Below are 16,888 nucleotides of genomic sequence, written 5' to 3'. Positions count from 1 at the left end.
CGGCCACGGTGGGCCCGGACCCGCTGACCAGCACGCCCAGGCAGCCGGCCGCGGTCATCGCGGCGATCGCGCGCCGCAGGTCCGGGCGCAGGTGCACCGCCGGGGCCTGCAGGTCGTTGGCGAGCACCGCGGCCAGCTCGTCCGCGTCGCCGCCGCGCAGCGCGGTGAGGACGTCGTCGGCCGGGCCGGCGACCGAGGTCGGCGGCAGGTCGCCGCCCTCCCGCAGCCGGTCGAGCTCCCGGTAGACCGTCGGCGTGGACAGCCCGTCGCCGGCGATGCCCAGCACCCAGTCGGTGCGGTGCCGGGAGAGCACGGGCGAGAGCTGCTCCCCACGGCCGGTCCCCAGCGCGGTGCCCCCGACCAGGCTGAAGGGGACGTCGCTGCCGAGCCGGGCGGCCAGGCCGGCCAGGTCGCCGCGGGTGCAGTGCGTGCCCCACAGGGCGTCGAGGGCGACCAGCGCCGCCGCGGCGTCGGCGGAGCCCCCGGCCAGCCCGGCGGCCGCCGGTATCGACTTGTCGACGTGCAGGGCGGCGTCGGCGGGCACGCCGGCGTGCCGGGCGAGCAGCTCGGCGGCCTGCCAGACGAGGTTGCGGGAGTCGGTGGGCACCGAGCCGTCGGCGCCCTCGCCGGTGACGGTCACCGACAGGCCGTCGTCGGGCCACACGGTCACCGAGTCCAGCAGCGACACCGCCAGGTAGACGGTGGTCAGCTCGTGGAACCCGTCGGCGCGCAGCGGGCCGACGCCGAGGTGGACGTTGACCTTGGCCGGGGCGTGCGCCGTGACCGACCCGTCGCCGTGGATGCGCCCGGGGCCACCGGAGGTCGAGTGCGGCACCGGCTCAGCCTGCCCCGACCGGGTCGGTCGCGGCGAGCCGGGCGAAGTCCCCGATGCCCAGCCGCTCGCCGCGCCAGGTGGGGTCGATGCCCGCGGCCCGCAGCCGGGTCTCCGCGGCGGCCGGGCTCCCGGCCCAGCCGGCCAGGGCGGCGCGCAGCCCCTTGCGCCGGGTGGCGAAGGCGGCGTCGACGACGGCGAAGGTCGCCCTGCGGTCACCGGGCGGCGGCTCGCGGCGGGTCAGCCGCACCAGCCCGGAGTCGACGTTGGGCACCGGCCAGAAGACCGGGCGGCCCACCGCACCGGCCCGCCGCACGTCGGCGTACCAGGCTGCCTTGACGCTGGGGACCCCGTAGGCGTCGCTGCCGGGTGCGGCAGCCAGCCGCTCGGCGACCTCGAGCTGCACGAGCACCAGCGCGGTGCGCAGCGTCGGGAAGGTCTCCAGGAAGTGCAGCAGCACCGGGACGGAGATGTTGTAGGGCAGGTTGGCCACCAGGGCCGTGGGCGGCGGCCCGGGCAGCTCGGTGACCCGCATCGCGTCGGCCGTGACCACGGTCAGCCGCTCGGCCAGCTGCGGTGCGCGGTCGGCCGCCGTCCGGGGAAGCTGGTCGGCCAGCCGGGGGTCGACCTCGACGGCGACGACCCGGTCGGCGGCCGGGAGCAGGCCCAGCGTCAACGACCCCAGACCCGGCCCGATCTCGCAGACCACGTCGTCCGGGCGCAGCTGCGCGGTGCGCACGATGCGGCGGATGGTGTTGGCGTCGTGCAGGAAGTTCTGCCCGAGCTGCTTGGTGGGCCGCAGGTCGAGCTGCTGGGCCAGCCGGCGGATCTCCGCGGGGCCCAGCAGCCCGTCGCCTGCGTCGGCGGCGGTGCTCAGCGGGTCAGCTGAACAGGCGGGAGCCGCACGACGGCCACGGCGAGGCACCGCGGGCGGCGTAGGTCCGCTCGCCGACGGCGATCTGCTGCTCCCGGGTGGCGAGGTCCGGGCGGGAGGCGAACTCGCCGCCGCCGTAGGCGTTCCACGTCGAGATGTTGTACTGCAGCCCGCCGTAGTAGCCGTTGCCGGTGTTGATCGACCAGTTGCCGCCGGCCTCGCAGCGGGCCAGGGCGTCCCAGTTCAGCCCGCTGGTGGACGCCGGGGCCGAGGCGCCGGTGTTGCCGCCGCCGTTGGACGGGGCCGGTGCCGCCGGGGCCGGACGGGGCTTGGTGCCGACGCTGACCTGCTCGTCGACGGGGGCCTGGTTCACGGTGACGCCGGTCTGCACGCGGGAGGTCTCGACGCCGTCGGTGGTGGTGACGGTGAAGGTCACCGTCTGCGAGCCCTCGACGCCCTCGGTGGTCACCGTGCGGGTGCCCACGGTGGCGTCCGGGTCCTGGGTCTCGACGGTCTGGTAGTCGATCGACTGCTGCTCGGTGACCTCGCTGACCTGCACCCGCCAGACCTGCAGCACCATCCGGTCCATCAGCGGGGTGGTCGGGTACAGGCTCATCCGGTCGGTCTGGGACAGGGTGAGGCCCTGCTCGGCGAGCAGCTCGCCGGCGGTGCCGGCGGTGGTGGTGACGTCGCGGGTCGCGCCGTCGGCGACCAGGGTGACGGTCTTCGGGGTGGTGACCTGCAGGGCCATGCCGTCCAGCGGCACCCGCTCGCTGCGGGAGGCCGAGAGCACCAGGCCGTCGCCGCGGTAGCCGAGCTGGTCCAGGGCCTCGTCGACCGACAGGGCCGTCGTGGTCACCGTGGTGGTGACGCCGTCGACGGTGAGCTGCAGCGGGCGGGCCCGGTTGAGGACGACGGTGTCGCCGTCGTCGACGCGGCTGCCGGCCGAGGGCAGGAGCACGTCGTCCGGCGAGACGGCGACGTCCTCGTCGGCCAGGACCTCGCCGGCGGTGTCGGCGTAGGTGGAGACCTCCCGCGACTCGCCGTCGATGGTGAGGGTCACCGACTTCTGGGCCAGGACGAAGGCGAAGGAACCGCCGACGAGGCCCACGAGGACGAGGGCGAAGAGCGAGAGCTTGAGCGTTCGAGGCACGGCACATCCACGGGTCACGGGGGCCCGGGCGGGGGGATCAGGCCCCCGCCCCGACGGGTCGGTCACGACACGATAACGAACGACGTACGCGCAGCCGGGCTGCTGAGGTGATCGAAACAGGTCGATGAGTCGACACGGAGTAGCCACGCCGACACCACGCGTCACTGATTCCCCGCTGACCTGGGTGGACCGTCGCGCTCGGTGGTGTGACCAGCGTCACGGTGTGAACTGGCTCGGCCCGTCCCGGGCCGGGGATCAGCCCGCCAGCGCAGGGGCCGAGCGACGGACCGGGCGCAACCAGGTCACCAGGAACCAGGCCACGGCCAGACCCGCGGTGATCGCCGAGAAGCCGCCGGCGACCAGCGCCACCGGCAGCAGGTCCACCCCGTCGGTCACCCGGTCGCCCAGGTCCACCCCGGCCACCAGCAGCAGCGCCCCCAGCGGCAGCAGTGCGACCGTGCTGGACGCAGCCACCACCAGGTGCGCGCTCCAGGTCCGCAGCGCCTCGTCGACCGGGACGTCGGCCCCCTCGGCGGCCAGCGGACGCACCACGAGGCGCAGCAGCGCGACCTCGGCCAGCACCCACGCCGCCGCCGGCGCCACCAGCGCGGCCACCGCCACCCCCTGGCGCAGGGAACCCGCCTGCCACAGGAGCGATGCGGCGGCCAGCTCCCCCACGACCGCGCCACGCATCGTCCACAGCAGCCACGGCGACATCTGCTCGCTCCGCCGCGGGCGGCGCGACCCGGTCGCCCACCGCGGCCGGGGGCGCGTCGCCTCGGCCAGCAGGACCCCGGCCAGCAGACCCGTCACCAGCGCCGGCAGCCAGAGGAACACCGACGCCTCCGCGAACGCGGCCACGCTGACGCCCACGAGCACCAGGCCCAGCACGAAGCCCAGCTGGCGCACCCGCCGCCCGTGCCGCGCCTGCCGGGTGAGCACGGCCGCACCGGCCTCGGACGGCGGCACGAGCTCGACCGACCCGGACGCCACGAGGCGGCGGTCGGCGGCCCTGGCCCACGCCCGGGCCAGCAGCCCCGACGGCACCATCACGGCGACGAACAGCACGACGGCGATGAGGCGACCCACGGTGCCCATTGTCGCCCTTCGGGCTCCACCGCGGCCACGTCGCGTTCCCCTGCTGGTCGGAGCCCCGCGGGCGCTCCTCGGGGAGCCTCCGGCCCCCCTCGTCGGCGCTCAGTCCTGCCAGGGGCCGAAGACTCGCTCCGCTGTTGCCGTCAGCGAGTTGCAGAGGCTCTCCAGTTCGGTGCCCGTCACCTCGGCCAGGGCGCGGACGGTGTGGGGGACGAGCCTCGAGGCGTTCGGCCTGCCTCGGTGCGGGACCGGGGTCAGGAAGGGGCTGTCGGTCTCGACCAGCAGCTGGTCGACCGGGGCGATCGCGGCGGCCTCGCGGAGGTAGCCGGCGTTGCCGAAGGTCAGCGTCCCGGCGAAGGACAGCACCGCACCCCGGTCCAGGCACTGCCGGGCGAACGCGGCGTCGCCGGAGAAGCAGTGGAACACGGTGTGCTCCGGCAGCCCCTCGTCGTCGAGCACCCGCAGGATCTCCCCGTGCGCGTCCCGGTCGTGGATGACCAGGGCGATGCCGTGCCGCTTGGCGATCGCGATGTGCGCCCGGAACGACTCCTCCTGGGCGTCCCACCCCTCGGGGCCGGTGCGGAACCGGTCCAGACCCGTCTCCCCCACCGCCCGCACCCGGGGCTCGGCCGCCAGCCGGTCGACCTCGGCCAGCGCCTCGGGCGTCGCCCCGCCGGCCCCGGCCTCGTTGGGGTGCAGCGCGACCGCCGCGAGCACCGACGGGTGCCGGGCGGCCAGCTCGGCCGACCACCGGGAGCTGACGACGTCGACCCCCACCTGCACCAGTCGCGTGATGCCGACCGCAGCCGCCGCCGCGACCTCGGCGTCCACCTCGGCGTCCCGGGGCAGCCGGCCCTCCCCGCCGACGGCGATGTCGAGGTGGGTGTGGCTGTCCAGCGCCGGGGCCGGCAGCGGCTCCGGGGACGGAGGGGGTTCGCCCCGCCTGTTCGCCCGCGAGGACGCGGAGCGGCTCAGGACCCCTCCTCGAACCGGCGGAGCTCCTCGTCCACGATCGACTCGTCGAGCTTGGTGAAGACCGGCTTCGGGGCCTGCAGCGGCGTCCCGGGGGCGATCGGGACCGAGGCCCAGACCGCCTGCCCCGCCCCGTAGTCCCCGGTGATCACCGGGTACGGGCGGCCGTCGTCGAGGTCGGTGACCTCCTCGACCCGCGGCGCGACCGACCAGGTGCCCTCGCCGCCGAGCAGCTCGTGCACCTGCTGCGCGGCGTGCGGCAGGAACGGCGACAGCAGGCCGTTGCAGTCCTTGATCGCCTGCAGAGCGCTGAACAGCACCGAGTCCCGGCGGGCCGGGTCCTCCTTGAGCTTCCACGGCGCCTGGTCCGAGAGGTACTTGTTCGCCTCGCCGACCACCCGCATGGCCTCGTTGATCGCGGCCTTCTGCCGGTTGCGGCCCAGCAGCTCGCCGACCGTGCCGAAGGCACCCGACGTCGTCGCCAGCAGGTCACGGTCGGCGTCGGTCAGGTCGCCGGGCTGCGGGACGGCACCGACGTTCTTGGCCGCCATCGAGATCGACCGGTTGACCAGGTTGCCCCAGCCGGCCACCAGCTCGTCGTTGTTGCGGCGGCGGAACTCCGCCCAGGTGAAGTCCGTGTCCTGGTTCTCCGGGCCGGCGACGGCGATGAAGTAGCGCAGCGCGTCGGCGTCGTAGCGTTCCAGGAAGTCGCGGACGTAGATGACCACCCGGCGCGAGGAGGAGAACTTCCTGCCCTCCATCGTCAGGAACTCGCTGGAGACCACCTCGGTGGGCAGGTTCAGCGCACCGTAGGACCCCGGGGTGCCGCCCTTGTCCCCGGCGCCGTTGTAGCCCAGCAGCTGCGCGGGCCAGATCTCGGCGTGGAAGACGATGTTGTCCTTGCCCATGAAGTAGTAGGCGTCGGCGTCCGGGCTCTGCCACCACTGCCGCCAGGCCTCGGGGTCACCCGAGCGGCGGGCCCACTCGATCGACGCCGACAGGTAGCCCACGACGGCGTCGAACCAGACGTAGATCCGCTTGTCGTCGCGGTCGCGCCAGTCGGGCAGCGGGATGCGGATCCCCCAGTCGATGTCGCGGGTGTAGCTGCGCGGCTTGAGGTCCTCGAGCAGGTTGACGCTGAAGTTGAGGACGTTGGGCCGCCAGCTCTTCCTGGTCCCCAGCCAGTCGCCCAGCGCCTTGGCGAAGGCGGGCAGGTCGAGGAACCAGTGCTCGCTCTCCACGAACCTCGGCGTCTCGCCGTTGATCTTGCTGACCGGGTTGACCAGGTCGACCGGGTCGAGCTGGTTGCCGCAGTTGTCGCACTGGTCGCCGCGGGCGCCGTCGTAGCCGCAGATCGGGCAGGTGCCCTCGATGTAGCGGTCGGGCAGCGTGCGCCCGGTCGAGGGGCTGATCGCGCCGAGCGTGGTCTGCGGGAAGACGTAGCCGTTCTTCAGCAGGCCCAGGAAGATCTCCTGGCTGACCGCGGCGTGGTTGGCGGTCGTCGTCCGGGTGAACAGGTCGTAGCTGAGCCCGAGACCGGTCAGGTCGCCGACGATGATCCGGTTGTTCCGGTCGGCGATCTCCTGGGGCGGGACGCCCTCGGCGTCGGCGGCGACGGTGATCGGGGTGCCGTGCTCGTCGGTGCCGCTGACCATGAGCACCTTGTTGCCGGCCATCCGCTGGTACCGGCTGAAGACGTCGGACGGGACACCGAAGCCCGAGACGTGGCCGATGTGCCGGGGGCCGTTGGCGTAGGGCCAGGCGACCGCGGTCAGGATGTGCCGATCACTCACGGCACGAGACTAGTGAGCGCTGTCGACCGCGTTCGTGGGTGCGGTGGCGGTGGGCGAGGGCTGCCCGGTGAGCGCGACCGCGGTGAGCACCGCGGCGATGACGAGCAGCGTGGCCGCCCGGGCGCGGCGGTGCGCCAGCGGCGGTCGCGGGGCACGGACCGGGCGGCGGGTGGCCGCCGTCCAGGTGCCGGCCACCGGGGTGGTGCCCAGCAGCAGCTTGGCCAGCGGGACGACGGCGGCGGTCACCGCGACGGCGGACAACGCGACCACGTGCCCGGCCAGCTCGACCTGGCGCACGCCACCGCCGACCCCGCCGACGGCGAGCACGGCCAGGACGACGAGCTCCCCGACCGAGACGCCCACGAGGAGCCGGTGGCCCGCGCCGTCGACCAGGCAGGCCCCGCCGGCGGCGACCAGCACCACCCACGCGGCCAGGCCGACGAGCGTCCCGGCCACCAGGGCCCCGGGCGGGCGCAGGCCGTCGCCCCAGAGCGCGTCCAGAGAGGTCAGGCCCAGCGCGAGCAGCGCCACCGCCTCCACCACGCACAGCGCACCGACGGCGAGCACGGCGGCCGGCGGGCGGCGGCGCCCGGCGGTCGGGGTGCGCGGCACCCGGGGCAGCGCGACGGCGGTGCTGGACACGGGGACTCCCTGGACGGCGACGGGTGGTCACCGAGGAGGTCGTCCCGCCGGGCGCGGGTCCGCAGACGTCGGCGGGGCCGCCTCACCCCTGGGGGTGAGACGGCCCCGCCGGCCGGGCCGGGTCAGCTGCGCGGGCGCTGCCCCGCGGTGCCGTCCCCGGTCTCCACGCTGTGGTCGTGGTCGCCACCCTTGGCCAACCTGCTGTGCTTGCGGCCGTAGAGGTAGTAGACCGCCACACCGATGGCCATCCAGACGGCGAACCGGATCCAGGTGTCGGTCGGCAGGTTGAGCATGAGGTAGAAGCTGGCCAGCGCGGCCACGATCGGCAGCACCGGCATGAGCGGGACCCGGAAGGCCCGCGGCAGCTCGGGACGGGTGCGGCGCAGCACGACCACCCCGATGCTGACCAGCACGAACGCGAACAGCGTCCCGATGTTGACCAGCTCGGCGAGGGTGCCCAGCGGGATCAGCCCGGCCATGACCGCCACGACCCCGCCGGTGATGAGGGTGATCCGGTAGGGCGTGCCGTAGGTGGGGTGCACCTTGGCCAGGCCCGGGGGCAGCAGGTGGTCCCGGCTCATCGCGAACAGCACCCGCGACTGGCCCAGCAGCAGGATCATCACCACGCTGGTGAGGCCGGCCAGCGCGCCCACCGAGATGATCCCGGCGAAGAACGGCAGCCCGACGCTGGAGAACGCCCCGGCCAGCGGGGCGGAGGCGTTCAGCTCGGTGTAGTTCTGCATGCCGACCACGACCAGGCTGACCAGCACGTACAGGATCGTGCAGACGGCCAGCGAGCCGAAGATGCCGCGCGGCAGGTCCTTGGCCGGGTCCTTGGTCTCCTCGGCCGCGGTGGCGACGATGTCGAAGCCGATGAAGGCGAAGAACACGATCGCCGCACCGGCGATGACGCCCTCGACGCCGAAGCTGGCCGGGGCGAAGCCGGTGAGCAGCTGGATGAACGGCTGGGTCAGGCCCGAGCCACCACCCTCGGCGGGCTGGGTCGGGGGGATGAACGGGCTGAAGTTGGCGGCCTTGACGTAGAAGACGCCGACCACGATGACGAGCAGGACGATGACGACCTTGATCGCCACGATGATCGAGGTGATCCGCGAGGACAGCTTGATGCCCAGGATGAGCACGCCGGTCATCACCAGGGCGATGAAGATGGCCGGGATGTTGAACCGCGCCGTCTCGCCGGCGATCGACTCGGGCAGGCCGATGCCGATGTCGCTGAGCAGCTGGTTGAGGTAGCCCGACCAGCCGACGCTCACCGTGGCGGCGCCCAGGGCGAGCTCCAGCACGAGGTCCCAGCCGATGATCCAGGCGATCAGCTCGCCGAAGGTCGCGTAGGAGAACGTGTAGGCCGACCCGGCCACCGGCACGGTGGAGGCGAACTCGGCGTAGCAGAGGGCGGCCAGCCCGCAGACGACGCCGGCGATGACGAAGGAGATGGCCACGGCCGGTCCGGCGGTGGTCTGCGCGACCTCGCCGGTGAGCACGAAGATGCCGGTGCCGATGATGACGCCGACGCCGAAGACCGTGAGGTCCAGGCCCGACAGGTTCTTCTTGAGCTGGTGCTCGGGCTCCTCGGTGTCGGCGATGGAGTCCTCGACGCTCTTGACGCGCCGGCCGTTCGCGACGGTCATCTGCGTGCCCCCTGATCCGTGATCACCGATGGTGAGCGGAGCGTGCCACGGGTCACCCTCCCCCGCACGCCTAGGCTCGCGACCTCGACCGCAACGGAGGGACCGATGGTGAGCACCGACTCCGGCACCGCCTCCCGCAGGAGGTTGCCCCTGCCGCGCCCGGCCCCCCGCCCGGCCGGCCAGCCGCTGCACCCGCCGCCCCGGCGGCCCTCGGGCGGGGCGGTCGTCGGGTGCGGGGTCTACGTCGACGGCCACCGGGTCCCCGACGTCGACCCCCGGGACGCGCTGCGGGTGGCCAGGGAGCGGGACGGCTTCGTCTGGCTGGGTCTGCACGAGCCCACCGAGACCGAGTTCGCCCCGATCGCCGAGGAGTACGGCCTGCACCCGCTCGCCGTCGAGGACGCGGTGTACGCCCACCAGCGGCCCAAGGTCGACCAGTACGACGACGGCCTGTTCATGGTGCTCAAGACCGCCAAGTACATCGAGCACGAGCAGTTGACCGCCACCAGCGAGGTGGTCGACACCGGCGAGGTCATGGTCTTCCTCGGCCCGCACCACGTCATCACGGTGCGGCACGGTCAGCACGGGGGGCTGGCCGAGCTGCGGGCGCGGCTGGACGACCAGGCCGACCTGCTCTGCCACGGGCCCTCCGCCGTCCTGTACGCCGTCGCCGACCAGGTGGTCGACGCCTTCGTGGAGGTCGCGGCCAGCGTCGAGGAGGACGTCGACGAGCTGGAGGCATCGGTGTTCTCCCCCCAGCGCACCGACGACGTCCCCCGGCTCTACCAGCTCAAGCGGGAGCTGATGCAGCTGCGCCGCGCGGTCACCCCGCTGGACCTGCCGCTGCACGCCCTCGCCGAGCGGCAGGTGGAGGGCGTCCCCGACGCGATGCGGTCCTACTTCCGCGACGTGCAGGACCACACGCTGCGGGTGCGCGACCAGGTCGCGGCCCTCGACGAGCTGCTCTCCTCGATCCTGCAGGCCTCCCTGGCCCGCACGTCGCTGTCGGACAACGAGGACATGCGCAAGATCAGCGCCTGGGCGGGCATCGTCGCCGTCCCCACCGCGATCGCCGGCATCTACGGGATGAACTTCAGGCACATGCCCGAGCTGGAGTGGCCCTTCGGCTACCCACTGGTGCTGCTGGTGATGGCCGTGTCCTGCGGCCTGCTCTGGCGCGCCTTCAAACGCACCGGCTGGCTGTAGCCCGCCCCCGCCCGCCCCGCTTTCCCCAGGTATCGGAAGCTCTACCCCGGTCATCGGCCGCCCTCGACGGGGTAGAGCTTCCGATACCGCAGGTTGTGGACAGCGGGCGTTCATCCACAGATCTGCCTCGACGTCCCTGCAGCCGCCGGGAAGGCCCGACCCTGCGCTGGTGACCGACGAGGACTGGCCCACCCGCATCGACCGGCTGCTCAAGGGCCAGCACGGGCTCGCGACCCGGCGGGACCTCCTCCGCGTCGCGCCCGTCGGTGTCGTCGACGGCTACGTGGCCAGCGGGCGGCTGCGCCGGGTCTTCCCCCACGTCTACACGGCGCGCGGCAACCCGGCGACGGGTGATCGACGGCTCCGCGCTGCCGTCCTGTGCGCCGGCGCCCCGGCGTTGCTCAGCCACACCACGGCCCTGGCCGTCCACGGCGTCCGGGAGCACACCGGGCCCGTGCACCTGACGATCGACGAGACCCGGCGCCGGGCCGGCAACCGCGACCTGGCCGTCCACCGGCGGGTCGACCTCGCGACGGCCGACCGGACCTCGGTGCGGGGCCTGCCCGTGACCACGCTCGCGGACAGCCTGGTCGACTCCTGGCCGCTGCTCCCCCGGGCGGAGCGACGTCCGGTGCTGGTGGACGCGGTGCGCGACCGGGGCGTGGACGCCGGCGCGCTCCACCGGGCTGCCGCACGGCGACCGAACATCGGCGGGCACCGCGAGCTGGTGGTGGCCGTCGACCTGGTCGCCGACGGCGTCCGCAGCGAGCTCGAGGCGCTGGGTGTGCTCCGCGTGTTCCGGCACCCCTCGCTCCCGCGCAGTCGGGGCCAGCTGGCGGTCCGGTGCCCGGACGGCATCACCCGCCACCACGACCGCGCATGGGAGGAGGCGATGCTCGCGGTCGAGCTGGACGGGGCGGCCTTCCACACCTCCCCCGAGCGGCGCGCGGACGACCTGGCGCGTGACGCACTGTTCGCGACGATGGGCTGGCTCGTCCTCCGCTTCACCTACGCCGAGGTCCTGCGCGACCCGGACGGCGTCCGCGCGAAGGTCCTGGCCGTCTACCGCACACGCGTGTCCCAGCTGCGAACCGCCTGAGGTATCGGAAGCGTCACCTGGTCCTGCGGCCCGCCGCGACGGGGTAGAGCTTCCGATACCTGGTGCGCCCGGGACCGACCCGGGTCAGGTGTCCTTCGCGGCGACGACGGCGTCGAACACGACGCGCTTGGGCAGGCCGGTGCGGGCCACGACCGCGCGGATGGCGTCCTTGCGGGTCTCCCCCGCGGCCTCCTCGCGGGCCACCTCGGCGGCGATCTCGGCCGGCGTCAGGTCGGCAGGCCCGGCGGGGGCGCCGGCGACCACGAGGGTGATCTCGCCGCGCACCCCGTCGGCGGCCCAGGCGGCCAGCGAGCCCAGCGACCCGCGCACGACCTCCTCGTGGGTCTTGGTCAGCTCCCGGCACACCACCGCCTCCCGGTCGGGACCGAGGACGGCGGCGGCGTCGGCCAGGGCGTCGGCGAGCCGGTGCGGGGACTCGAAGAACACCATCGTCCGCGGCTCGGCGGCCAGGGCGGTGAACGCCGTCCGGCGGCCCTTGCGGGGCACGAACCCCTCGAAGCAGAACCGGTCGCAGGGCAGCCCCGAGACGGCCAGCGCCGTGGTGACCGCCGAGGGGCCGGGCACCGACGTCACCTCGACGCCCGCCTCGACCGCCGCGCGCACCAGCGTGTAACCCGGGTCGGACACCGACGGCATGCCGGCGTCGGTGAGCAGCAGCACGGTCTGCCCGGCCCGCATCGCGGCCACCAGGCCCGGCAGCCGTGAGGCCTCGACCGTCTCGTGGAAGGTCACCACCCGGCCGGTGAAGGTGACCTCGAGGTCCTGGGCGAGCCGGTGCAGCCGCCGGGTGTCCTCGCAGGCGAGGACGTCGGCCGACGCCATCGCCGCGCGCAGCCGCGGCCCGACGTCGCCGGGCTGCCCCAGGGGCGCGCCACCGAGGACCAGCCGACCCGTCACGGCACGAGACTGCCAGACCCTCCGCCTACCCTCGGCGGCGTGGCGGTGCTGGCTCCCGAGCGGACGGACGACGAGCTCGCCCCCGCAGCACGCCCGCGCCGGCGGCCCCGGCGCCCCGCGCGCCAGCTCACCCCGCCGCTGCCCACCGACCGGGTGCTGTCGTGGGTGCTCACCGCGGTGCTGGGGACCGCCACCTTCCTCAGCCGGCTGTGGGACCTCAGCTACCCGGGCGACCTGCTCTTCGACGAGGCCTACTACCCGCCCGAGGCCAACGAGATCCTCGAGTGGGGCTACGAGTACAACCGCGGCTACACGTTCATCGTCCACCCACCGCTGGGCAAGCTGCTCATCGCCGGCGGGATCAAGCTCTTCGGCTACGACAGCTTCGGGTGGCGCTTCCCCAGCCTGGTCGCCGGCACCGTGGCGGTCGTCGTCCTGGTCCGGCTCACCCGGCGGCTCACCGGCTCCACCCTGCTCGGCCTGGTCGCCGGCCTGCTCATGGCGCTGGACGGCTTCGCGTTCACCATCAGCCGCATCGGCCTGCTCGACGTCTTCCTGCAGGCCCTCGTGGTCAGCGCCGTGGCCTGCCTGGTCGTCGACCGGGACCGGGTGCGCGCCCGGGTCCGGGCGGCAGGGGCGCTCACCGGCGGGTTCGCGCTCGGCCCACGGGGCTGGCGGATCGCTGCGGGGGTGCTCTTCGGCTGCGCGGCCGGGGTGAAGTGGTCCGGGGTCTGGTTCCTGGCCTTCTTCGCCGTCCTGTCGCTGTTCTGGGACCGGGCGGCGTGGCGGGAGGCCGGCGTCCCCTCCCCCACCCACACCGTGCTGCGCCGCGGGCTGCCCGGCGCGCTGTGGGCCCTCGCCGTCCTGCCGGTGCTGACCTACCTGGCGACCTTCACCGGCTGGTTCCTGGGCGAGAACTCCCAGGGCCGGCACTGGGCCGACCAGAACCCCGACACCGCGTTCCCGTGGGTCCCCGGCGCGCTGCGGTCCCTGTGGCACATGCACGGCGAGTGGCTGGCGTTCCACAACGGGCTGTCCACGCCGCACCCGTGGGAGTCCGGCCCGTGGTCGTGGCTGGTCGACGGCCGGCCGATCCTGCTGTGGAACCCGCAGGGCCTCACCGACGCCGGCGGCGGCCAGGTCATCCGCTACATCCTGATGGTCGGGACCCCCACGCTCTGGCTGGTCTTCGCCCCGGCCATGGTCTGGTTGCTGTGGCGCATCGTGGCCCGGCGCGACCCGGCCGCGATCACCGTGGCGGTGGCCATCGCCGCGGGCTGGCTGACCTGGTTCGTCAACCTGGACCGGACCATGTTCATCTTCTACATGGCGCCGGTGCTGCCCTTCTTCGTGCTGGCGGTGACCCTCGCCCTGCAGGACGTGCTGGGCCGGCCCACCGCCGACGGACCGGTCACCCCGTTCCGCCGGCAGCTCGGGCTGGGCGCGGTCAGCCTCTACCTGGCCGTGGTCGCCCTGACGTTCGTCTTCTTCTACCCGGTGCTGACCGGGCAGCCGCTGTCCTACGACGAGTGGGTGCAGCGGATGTGGTTCCCCTCCTGGTTCTGAGGCCCGCCCCACGTTGTGGAATACATAGTTGAGTAGTACAACGGACTGGTGGACCAGAACCGGACCGACCTGGCCGCACGCCTGGACGACGTCGTCGTCGGGCTGCGCCAGCTGACCAGTACCCGCGCCGACCTCAGCCTCACCGCCGCCGCGACCCTGGCCACCCTGCAGCGCTGCGGCCCCGCCCGGTTGACCGAGCTGGCCAGCACCGAGGGCGTCAGCCAGCCGTCCATGACCGCGCTGATCGCCCGGCTGGCCGGGCAGGGCCTGGTCGACCGCGCAGCGGACCCGCGCGACGGGCGCGCCGTCGTCCTGTCCCTCACCGACGCCGGCGCCGACCTGCTGACCCGCCGGCGGACCGAGCGCGCCGCCCGGCTCGCCGGACCGCTGGCCGACCTGGACGACGCCGACGTCGAGCGGATCGAGGCGGCGCTGCCGGCGCTGTCCCGGCTGGCCGGCGTCCTGCAGCACTGAACCGACCCGCACCGACCCGAGCACGACCCCGACACGGAGGTGACCTGGTGAGCGCACACGGCGCGGCCAGTGGCAAGACCAGCATGTTCGCCCAGCCGAAGGCCGTCTACGCGGTGGCCTTCGCCTGCGTCGTCAGCTTCATGGGCATCGGCCTGGTGGACCCGATCCTGCCCGCCCTCTCCGCCCAGCTGGACGCCTCGCCCAGCCAGGTGACGCTGCTGTTCACCAGCTACCTGGTGGTCACCGCGGTCGCCATGCTCGCCACCAACTGGGTGTCCAGCCGGCTGGGCGCCAAGAAGACCCTGATCGCGGGTCTGGCGATCATCGTGGTGTTCGCCGCCCTCGCCGGCCTGAGCGACTCCGTCGGCGGCATCGTCGGCTTCCGCGCCGGCTGGGGCCTGGGCAACGCGCTGTTCATCGCCACCTCGCTGGCGGTCATCGTGGCCAGCGCATCGGGTGGGTTCGCCGGCGCGATCGTGCTCTACGAGGCGGCGCTGGGCCTGGGCATCGCGGCAGGCCCGCTGGTCGGCGGCCTGCTCGGCTCGATCAGCTGGCGGGGCCCGTTCTTCGGGGTCTCCGCGCTCATGGCCATCGCGCTGGTCGCGACCGTCGTGCTGCTGGACCCGACCCCGAAGCCCGCGCACCCGACCCCGCTGTCGGCACCGCTGAAGGCGCTGCGCCACCGCGGGCTGCTGACCATGGCCATCACGGCGCTGCTCTACAACTGGGGCTTCTTCACCATGCTGGGCTACGCGCCCTTCCCGATGGAGCTCTCGGCGATCCAGCTGGGTTTCGTGTTCTTCGGCTGGGGCCTGCTGGTGGCGCTGTTCTCCGTCGCCGGCGCCCCGCGCCTGCAGGCCCGCTTCGGCACCGCGCGCAGCCTCTACGGGGCGCTGACCTTCTTCGCCGTCCTGCTGCTGCTGATCGCCTTGTTCACCGACACCCGCTGGGTGCTCATCGCGTGCGTCGTGGCCGCGGGCATCCCGATCGGCATCAACAACACCCTGACCACCCAGGCCGTCATGCTGGTCAGCCCGGTCGAGCGGCCGGTCGCGTCCGCGGCCTACGGCTTCGTCCGGTTCCTGGGTGGCGGTCTGGCCCCCTTCGTCGCCGGCAAGCTGGTGGACGCCTTCGACATCCACGTGCCGTTCTTCGTCGGCGCGGCCACCGTGCTCGCCGCGGTGGCGGTGCTGTCGACCGGGCACCGCATGCTGACCCGGGCGGATGCCGGCCTGGACGAGGACGGCCACCCCGCCGGCTCCGCCGACGACGTCGCCGGCGAGGTGGCCGACGAGTTCGGCGGCGCGCCCGCCGCCGTCGACGGCGAGGTCGAGGCCGAGCTGACGCACCGCCGGTGACCGACCGCCGCTGACCGGCCGCCGCCTGCGCCCCGGGACCCGCCCGGGACCCGGGGCGCCGTCGTGCCCGGGGTCCTACGGTGCGGGCATGGACGCAGCGCAGCGACGGATCAGCACCGAGGTGGACGGCGACGTCTGGCGGGTGGTCCTGGACCGGCCCGACGCCGGCAACGCCATCGACCTGGCCCTGGCCGACGCCCTGGTCGACGCGCTCGAGCAGCGGCCGGCGGCCACCCGCGCGGTGCTGCTGCTGGGCAACGGGCCCCGTTTCTGCGTGGGTGGCGACGTGGCCGGCATGGCCGCCGCCGACGACCGCGCGGCCTTCATCGGTGCGCTCGCGCACCGGTGGCACGACGCGATCCGCGCGGTGATCACCTGCCCCGTGCCGGTGGTGACCGGGGTGCAGGGCGCGGTGGCCGGCGCCGGCATCGGCCTGGTCGGTGCCAGCGACCTGGTGGTCTGCGCCCGGTCGACCAAGCTGAGGCCCGGCTACGGGGCCATCGGCCTGTCCCCGGACGGCGGTACCTCCTGGGCGCTGACCCGCACCCTGGGGGCCCCGCGGGCCTTGGACCTCATGCTGACCAACGGGACGCTCACCGCCGCCGAGGCGCACCAGGTCGGCCTGGTCGCCCGGCTGGCCGACGACGACCGGCTCACCGAGGAGGCCGTGGCCCTGGCCCACCGGGTGGCCGCCGGCCCGGTGCGGGCGATGGTGCGCACCCGCGGGCTGGTGCGGCGTGCGGCCACCACCACGCTGGACGCCCAGCTGGACGAGGAGGCCCGGCTGATCGTGGAGTCCGCGGCCGACGCCGAGGCAGCCGAGGGCATCGCGGCGTTCGCCGCCAAGCGGGCCGCGGACTTCGGCGGGACCCGGTAGAACGCCTCAGGCCGGGCCCGAGGGCCCGGCCTGGCGGTGCGGGTGGAGCTGAGGGGATTCGAACCCCTGGCCTTCTCATTGCGAACGAGACGCGCTACCAACTGCGCCACAGCCCCTTGCGCACGACAGCCTACCGCGTGGGCCGGCGGCTGCCGCGCAGGGTCAGCCGGTGGCCGCCCGGGGTGCGTAGACGTCGATGTCGGCGAACCCGATGTCCTCGTCGTCCAGCCCGACCACCGCGCTGTGCTGCCAGCCGGCCGTCGCCGGGGCGCCGTGCGAGGCCGCGACGACCCGCCCGGGCCGCAGGGGGTGGACCGGGGCCAGGGGCAGGCTCGGCACGGGTGCGGACGCCGCCGCCGGTCGGGCAGCCGGGACGGCGG

At 74.1% G+C, this 16,888-nt stretch carries 15 protein-coding genes, 1 tRNA gene and 1 pseudogene; 6 read left to right on the top strand and 11 right to left on the bottom strand.

Annotation, left to right across the window (positions count from 1 at the left end; genetic code table 11):
- The 8 genes from NH342_RS16850 to NH342_RS16810 all read right to left on the bottom strand — a co-directional run.
- The coding region (locus NH342_RS16850) for a 4-(cytidine 5'-diphospho)-2-C-methyl-D-erythritol kinase (protein WP_253016428.1) at nt 1–835 on the bottom strand (835 nt) is incomplete at its 3' end.
- Between the two features lie 4 nt (nt 836–839).
- A complete protein-coding gene (rsmA, locus tag NH342_RS16845; RefSeq protein WP_253016426.1) occupies nt 840–1,757 on the bottom strand; it encodes a 16S rRNA (adenine(1518)-N(6)/adenine(1519)-N(6))-dimethyltransferase RsmA in 918 nt (305 codons plus the stop codon).
- Nucleotides 1,714–2,859: a transglycosylase family protein gene (locus tag NH342_RS16835; RefSeq protein ID WP_308200685.1), complete on the bottom strand. Its 1,146-nt coding sequence runs from the start codon at nt 2,857–2,859 to the stop codon at nt 1,714–1,716. The genes rsmA and NH342_RS16835 overlap by 44 nt, the downstream gene beginning before the upstream one ends.
- 255 nt (nt 2,860–3,114) lie before the next feature.
- Complete coding sequence (locus NH342_RS16830; protein WP_374209481.1) at nt 3,115–3,957, bottom strand: hypothetical protein; 843 nt, start codon at nt 3,955–3,957, stop codon at nt 3,115–3,117.
- A gap of 99 nt (nt 3,958–4,056) precedes the next feature.
- Nucleotides 4,057–4,929, bottom strand: a complete 873-nt coding sequence (locus NH342_RS16825; protein ID WP_253016430.1) for a TatD family hydrolase — start codon at nt 4,927–4,929, stop codon at nt 4,057–4,059.
- Nucleotides 4,926–6,719: a methionine--tRNA ligase gene (metG, locus tag NH342_RS16820; RefSeq protein WP_253016422.1), complete on the bottom strand. Its 1,794-nt coding sequence runs from the start codon at nt 6,717–6,719 to the stop codon at nt 4,926–4,928. The genes NH342_RS16825 and metG overlap by 4 nt, the downstream gene beginning before the upstream one ends.
- A 9-nt stretch (nt 6,720–6,728) precedes the next feature.
- Nucleotides 6,729–7,361 (bottom strand): hypothetical protein, encoded by a 633-nt coding sequence (locus tag NH342_RS16815; RefSeq protein WP_253016420.1) that lies wholly within the window; start codon nt 7,359–7,361, stop codon nt 6,729–6,731.
- A 122-nt stretch (nt 7,362–7,483) separates the two neighbouring features.
- A complete protein-coding gene (locus NH342_RS16810; RefSeq protein ID WP_253016418.1) occupies nt 7,484–9,010 on the bottom strand; it encodes an amino acid permease in 1,527 nt (508 codons plus the stop codon).
- Between the two features lie 105 nt (nt 9,011–9,115).
- Between NH342_RS16810 and corA the strand changes: the two genes are divergently transcribed.
- Both corA and NH342_RS16800 read left to right on the top strand, forming a co-directional pair.
- Nucleotides 9,116–10,216 carry a magnesium/cobalt transporter CorA gene (corA, locus tag NH342_RS16805; RefSeq protein WP_253016415.1) on the top strand — a complete coding sequence of 367 codons (1,101 nt, stop codon included), beginning with the start codon at nt 9,116–9,118 and terminating at the stop codon, nt 10,214–10,216.
- 169 nt (nt 10,217–10,385) lie between these two features.
- On the top strand, nt 10,386–11,315 hold the full coding sequence (locus NH342_RS16800) for a DUF559 domain-containing protein (RefSeq protein WP_253016413.1): 930 nt from the start codon (nt 10,386–10,388) through the stop codon (nt 11,313–11,315).
- Between the two features lie 84 nt (nt 11,316–11,399).
- Here the strand turns inward: NH342_RS16800 and rsmI are convergent, their stop codons facing one another.
- Complete coding sequence (rsmI, locus tag NH342_RS16795) at nt 11,400–12,233, bottom strand: 16S rRNA (cytidine(1402)-2'-O)-methyltransferase (protein WP_253016411.1); 834 nt, start codon at nt 12,231–12,233, stop codon at nt 11,400–11,402.
- 39 nt (nt 12,234–12,272) lie between these two features.
- Between rsmI and NH342_RS16790 the strand changes: the two genes are divergently transcribed.
- The 4 genes from NH342_RS16790 to NH342_RS16775 all read left to right on the top strand — a co-directional run bounded on the left by NH342_RS16790 (nt 12,273) and on the right by NH342_RS16775 (nt 16,508).
- Nucleotides 12,273–13,799: a dolichyl-phosphate-mannose--protein mannosyltransferase gene (locus NH342_RS16790; protein WP_253016409.1), complete on the top strand. Its 1,527-nt coding sequence runs from the start codon at nt 12,273–12,275 to the stop codon at nt 13,797–13,799.
- 48 nt (nt 13,800–13,847) lie between these two features.
- Nucleotides 13,848–14,273 (top strand): MarR family transcriptional regulator, encoded by a 426-nt coding sequence (locus tag NH342_RS16785; protein ID WP_253016407.1) that lies wholly within the window; start codon nt 13,848–13,850, stop codon nt 14,271–14,273.
- Between the two features lie 47 nt (nt 14,274–14,320).
- Complete coding sequence (locus NH342_RS16780) at nt 14,321–15,631, top strand: MFS transporter (RefSeq protein WP_253016405.1); 1,311 nt, start codon at nt 14,321–14,323, stop codon at nt 15,629–15,631.
- Between the two features lie 88 nt (nt 15,632–15,719).
- Nucleotides 15,720–16,508, top strand: coding sequence for an enoyl-CoA hydratase/isomerase family protein (locus NH342_RS16775; protein WP_253016403.1), 789 nt, complete (start codon nt 15,720–15,722; stop codon nt 16,506–16,508).
- Nucleotides 16,509–16,551: 43 nt separating this feature from the next.
- Here NH342_RS16775 and NH342_RS16770 read toward each other — a convergent pair.
- Nucleotides 16,552–16,624: transfer RNA gene (locus NH342_RS16770), tRNA-Ala, on the bottom strand.
- A gap of 46 nt (nt 16,625–16,670) precedes the next feature.
- Nucleotides 16,671–16,888: pseudogene (locus tag NH342_RS16765) on the bottom strand (hypothetical protein); the annotation flags it as partial.

Source organism: Klenkia sp. PcliD-1-E, from assembly GCF_024124375.1.
In the GTDB taxonomy this organism is placed as follows: domain Bacteria; phylum Actinomycetota; class Actinomycetes; order Mycobacteriales; family Geodermatophilaceae; genus Klenkia.
Note: the sequence above shows the minus strand (reverse complement) of the source record. Positions and strands in the feature narration are given on the sequence as shown.

Excerpts from the sequence above, each read along its gene's own strand:
- NH342_RS16830 (WP_374209481.1), bottom strand. The coding sequence starts at position 3,957 with ATGGGCACCGTGGGTCGCCTCATCGCCGTCGTGCTGTTCGTCGCCGTG.
- NH342_RS16810 (WP_253016418.1), bottom strand. The coding sequence starts at position 9,010 with ATGACCGTCGCGAACGGCCGGCGCGTCAAGAGCGTCGAGGACTCCATC.
- corA (WP_253016415.1), top strand. The coding sequence starts at position 9,116 with ATGGTGAGCACCGACTCCGGCACCGCCTCCCGCAGGAGGTTGCCCCTG.
- NH342_RS16775 (WP_253016403.1), top strand. The coding sequence starts at position 15,720 with ATGGACGCAGCGCAGCGACGGATCAGCACCGAGGTGGACGGCGACGTC.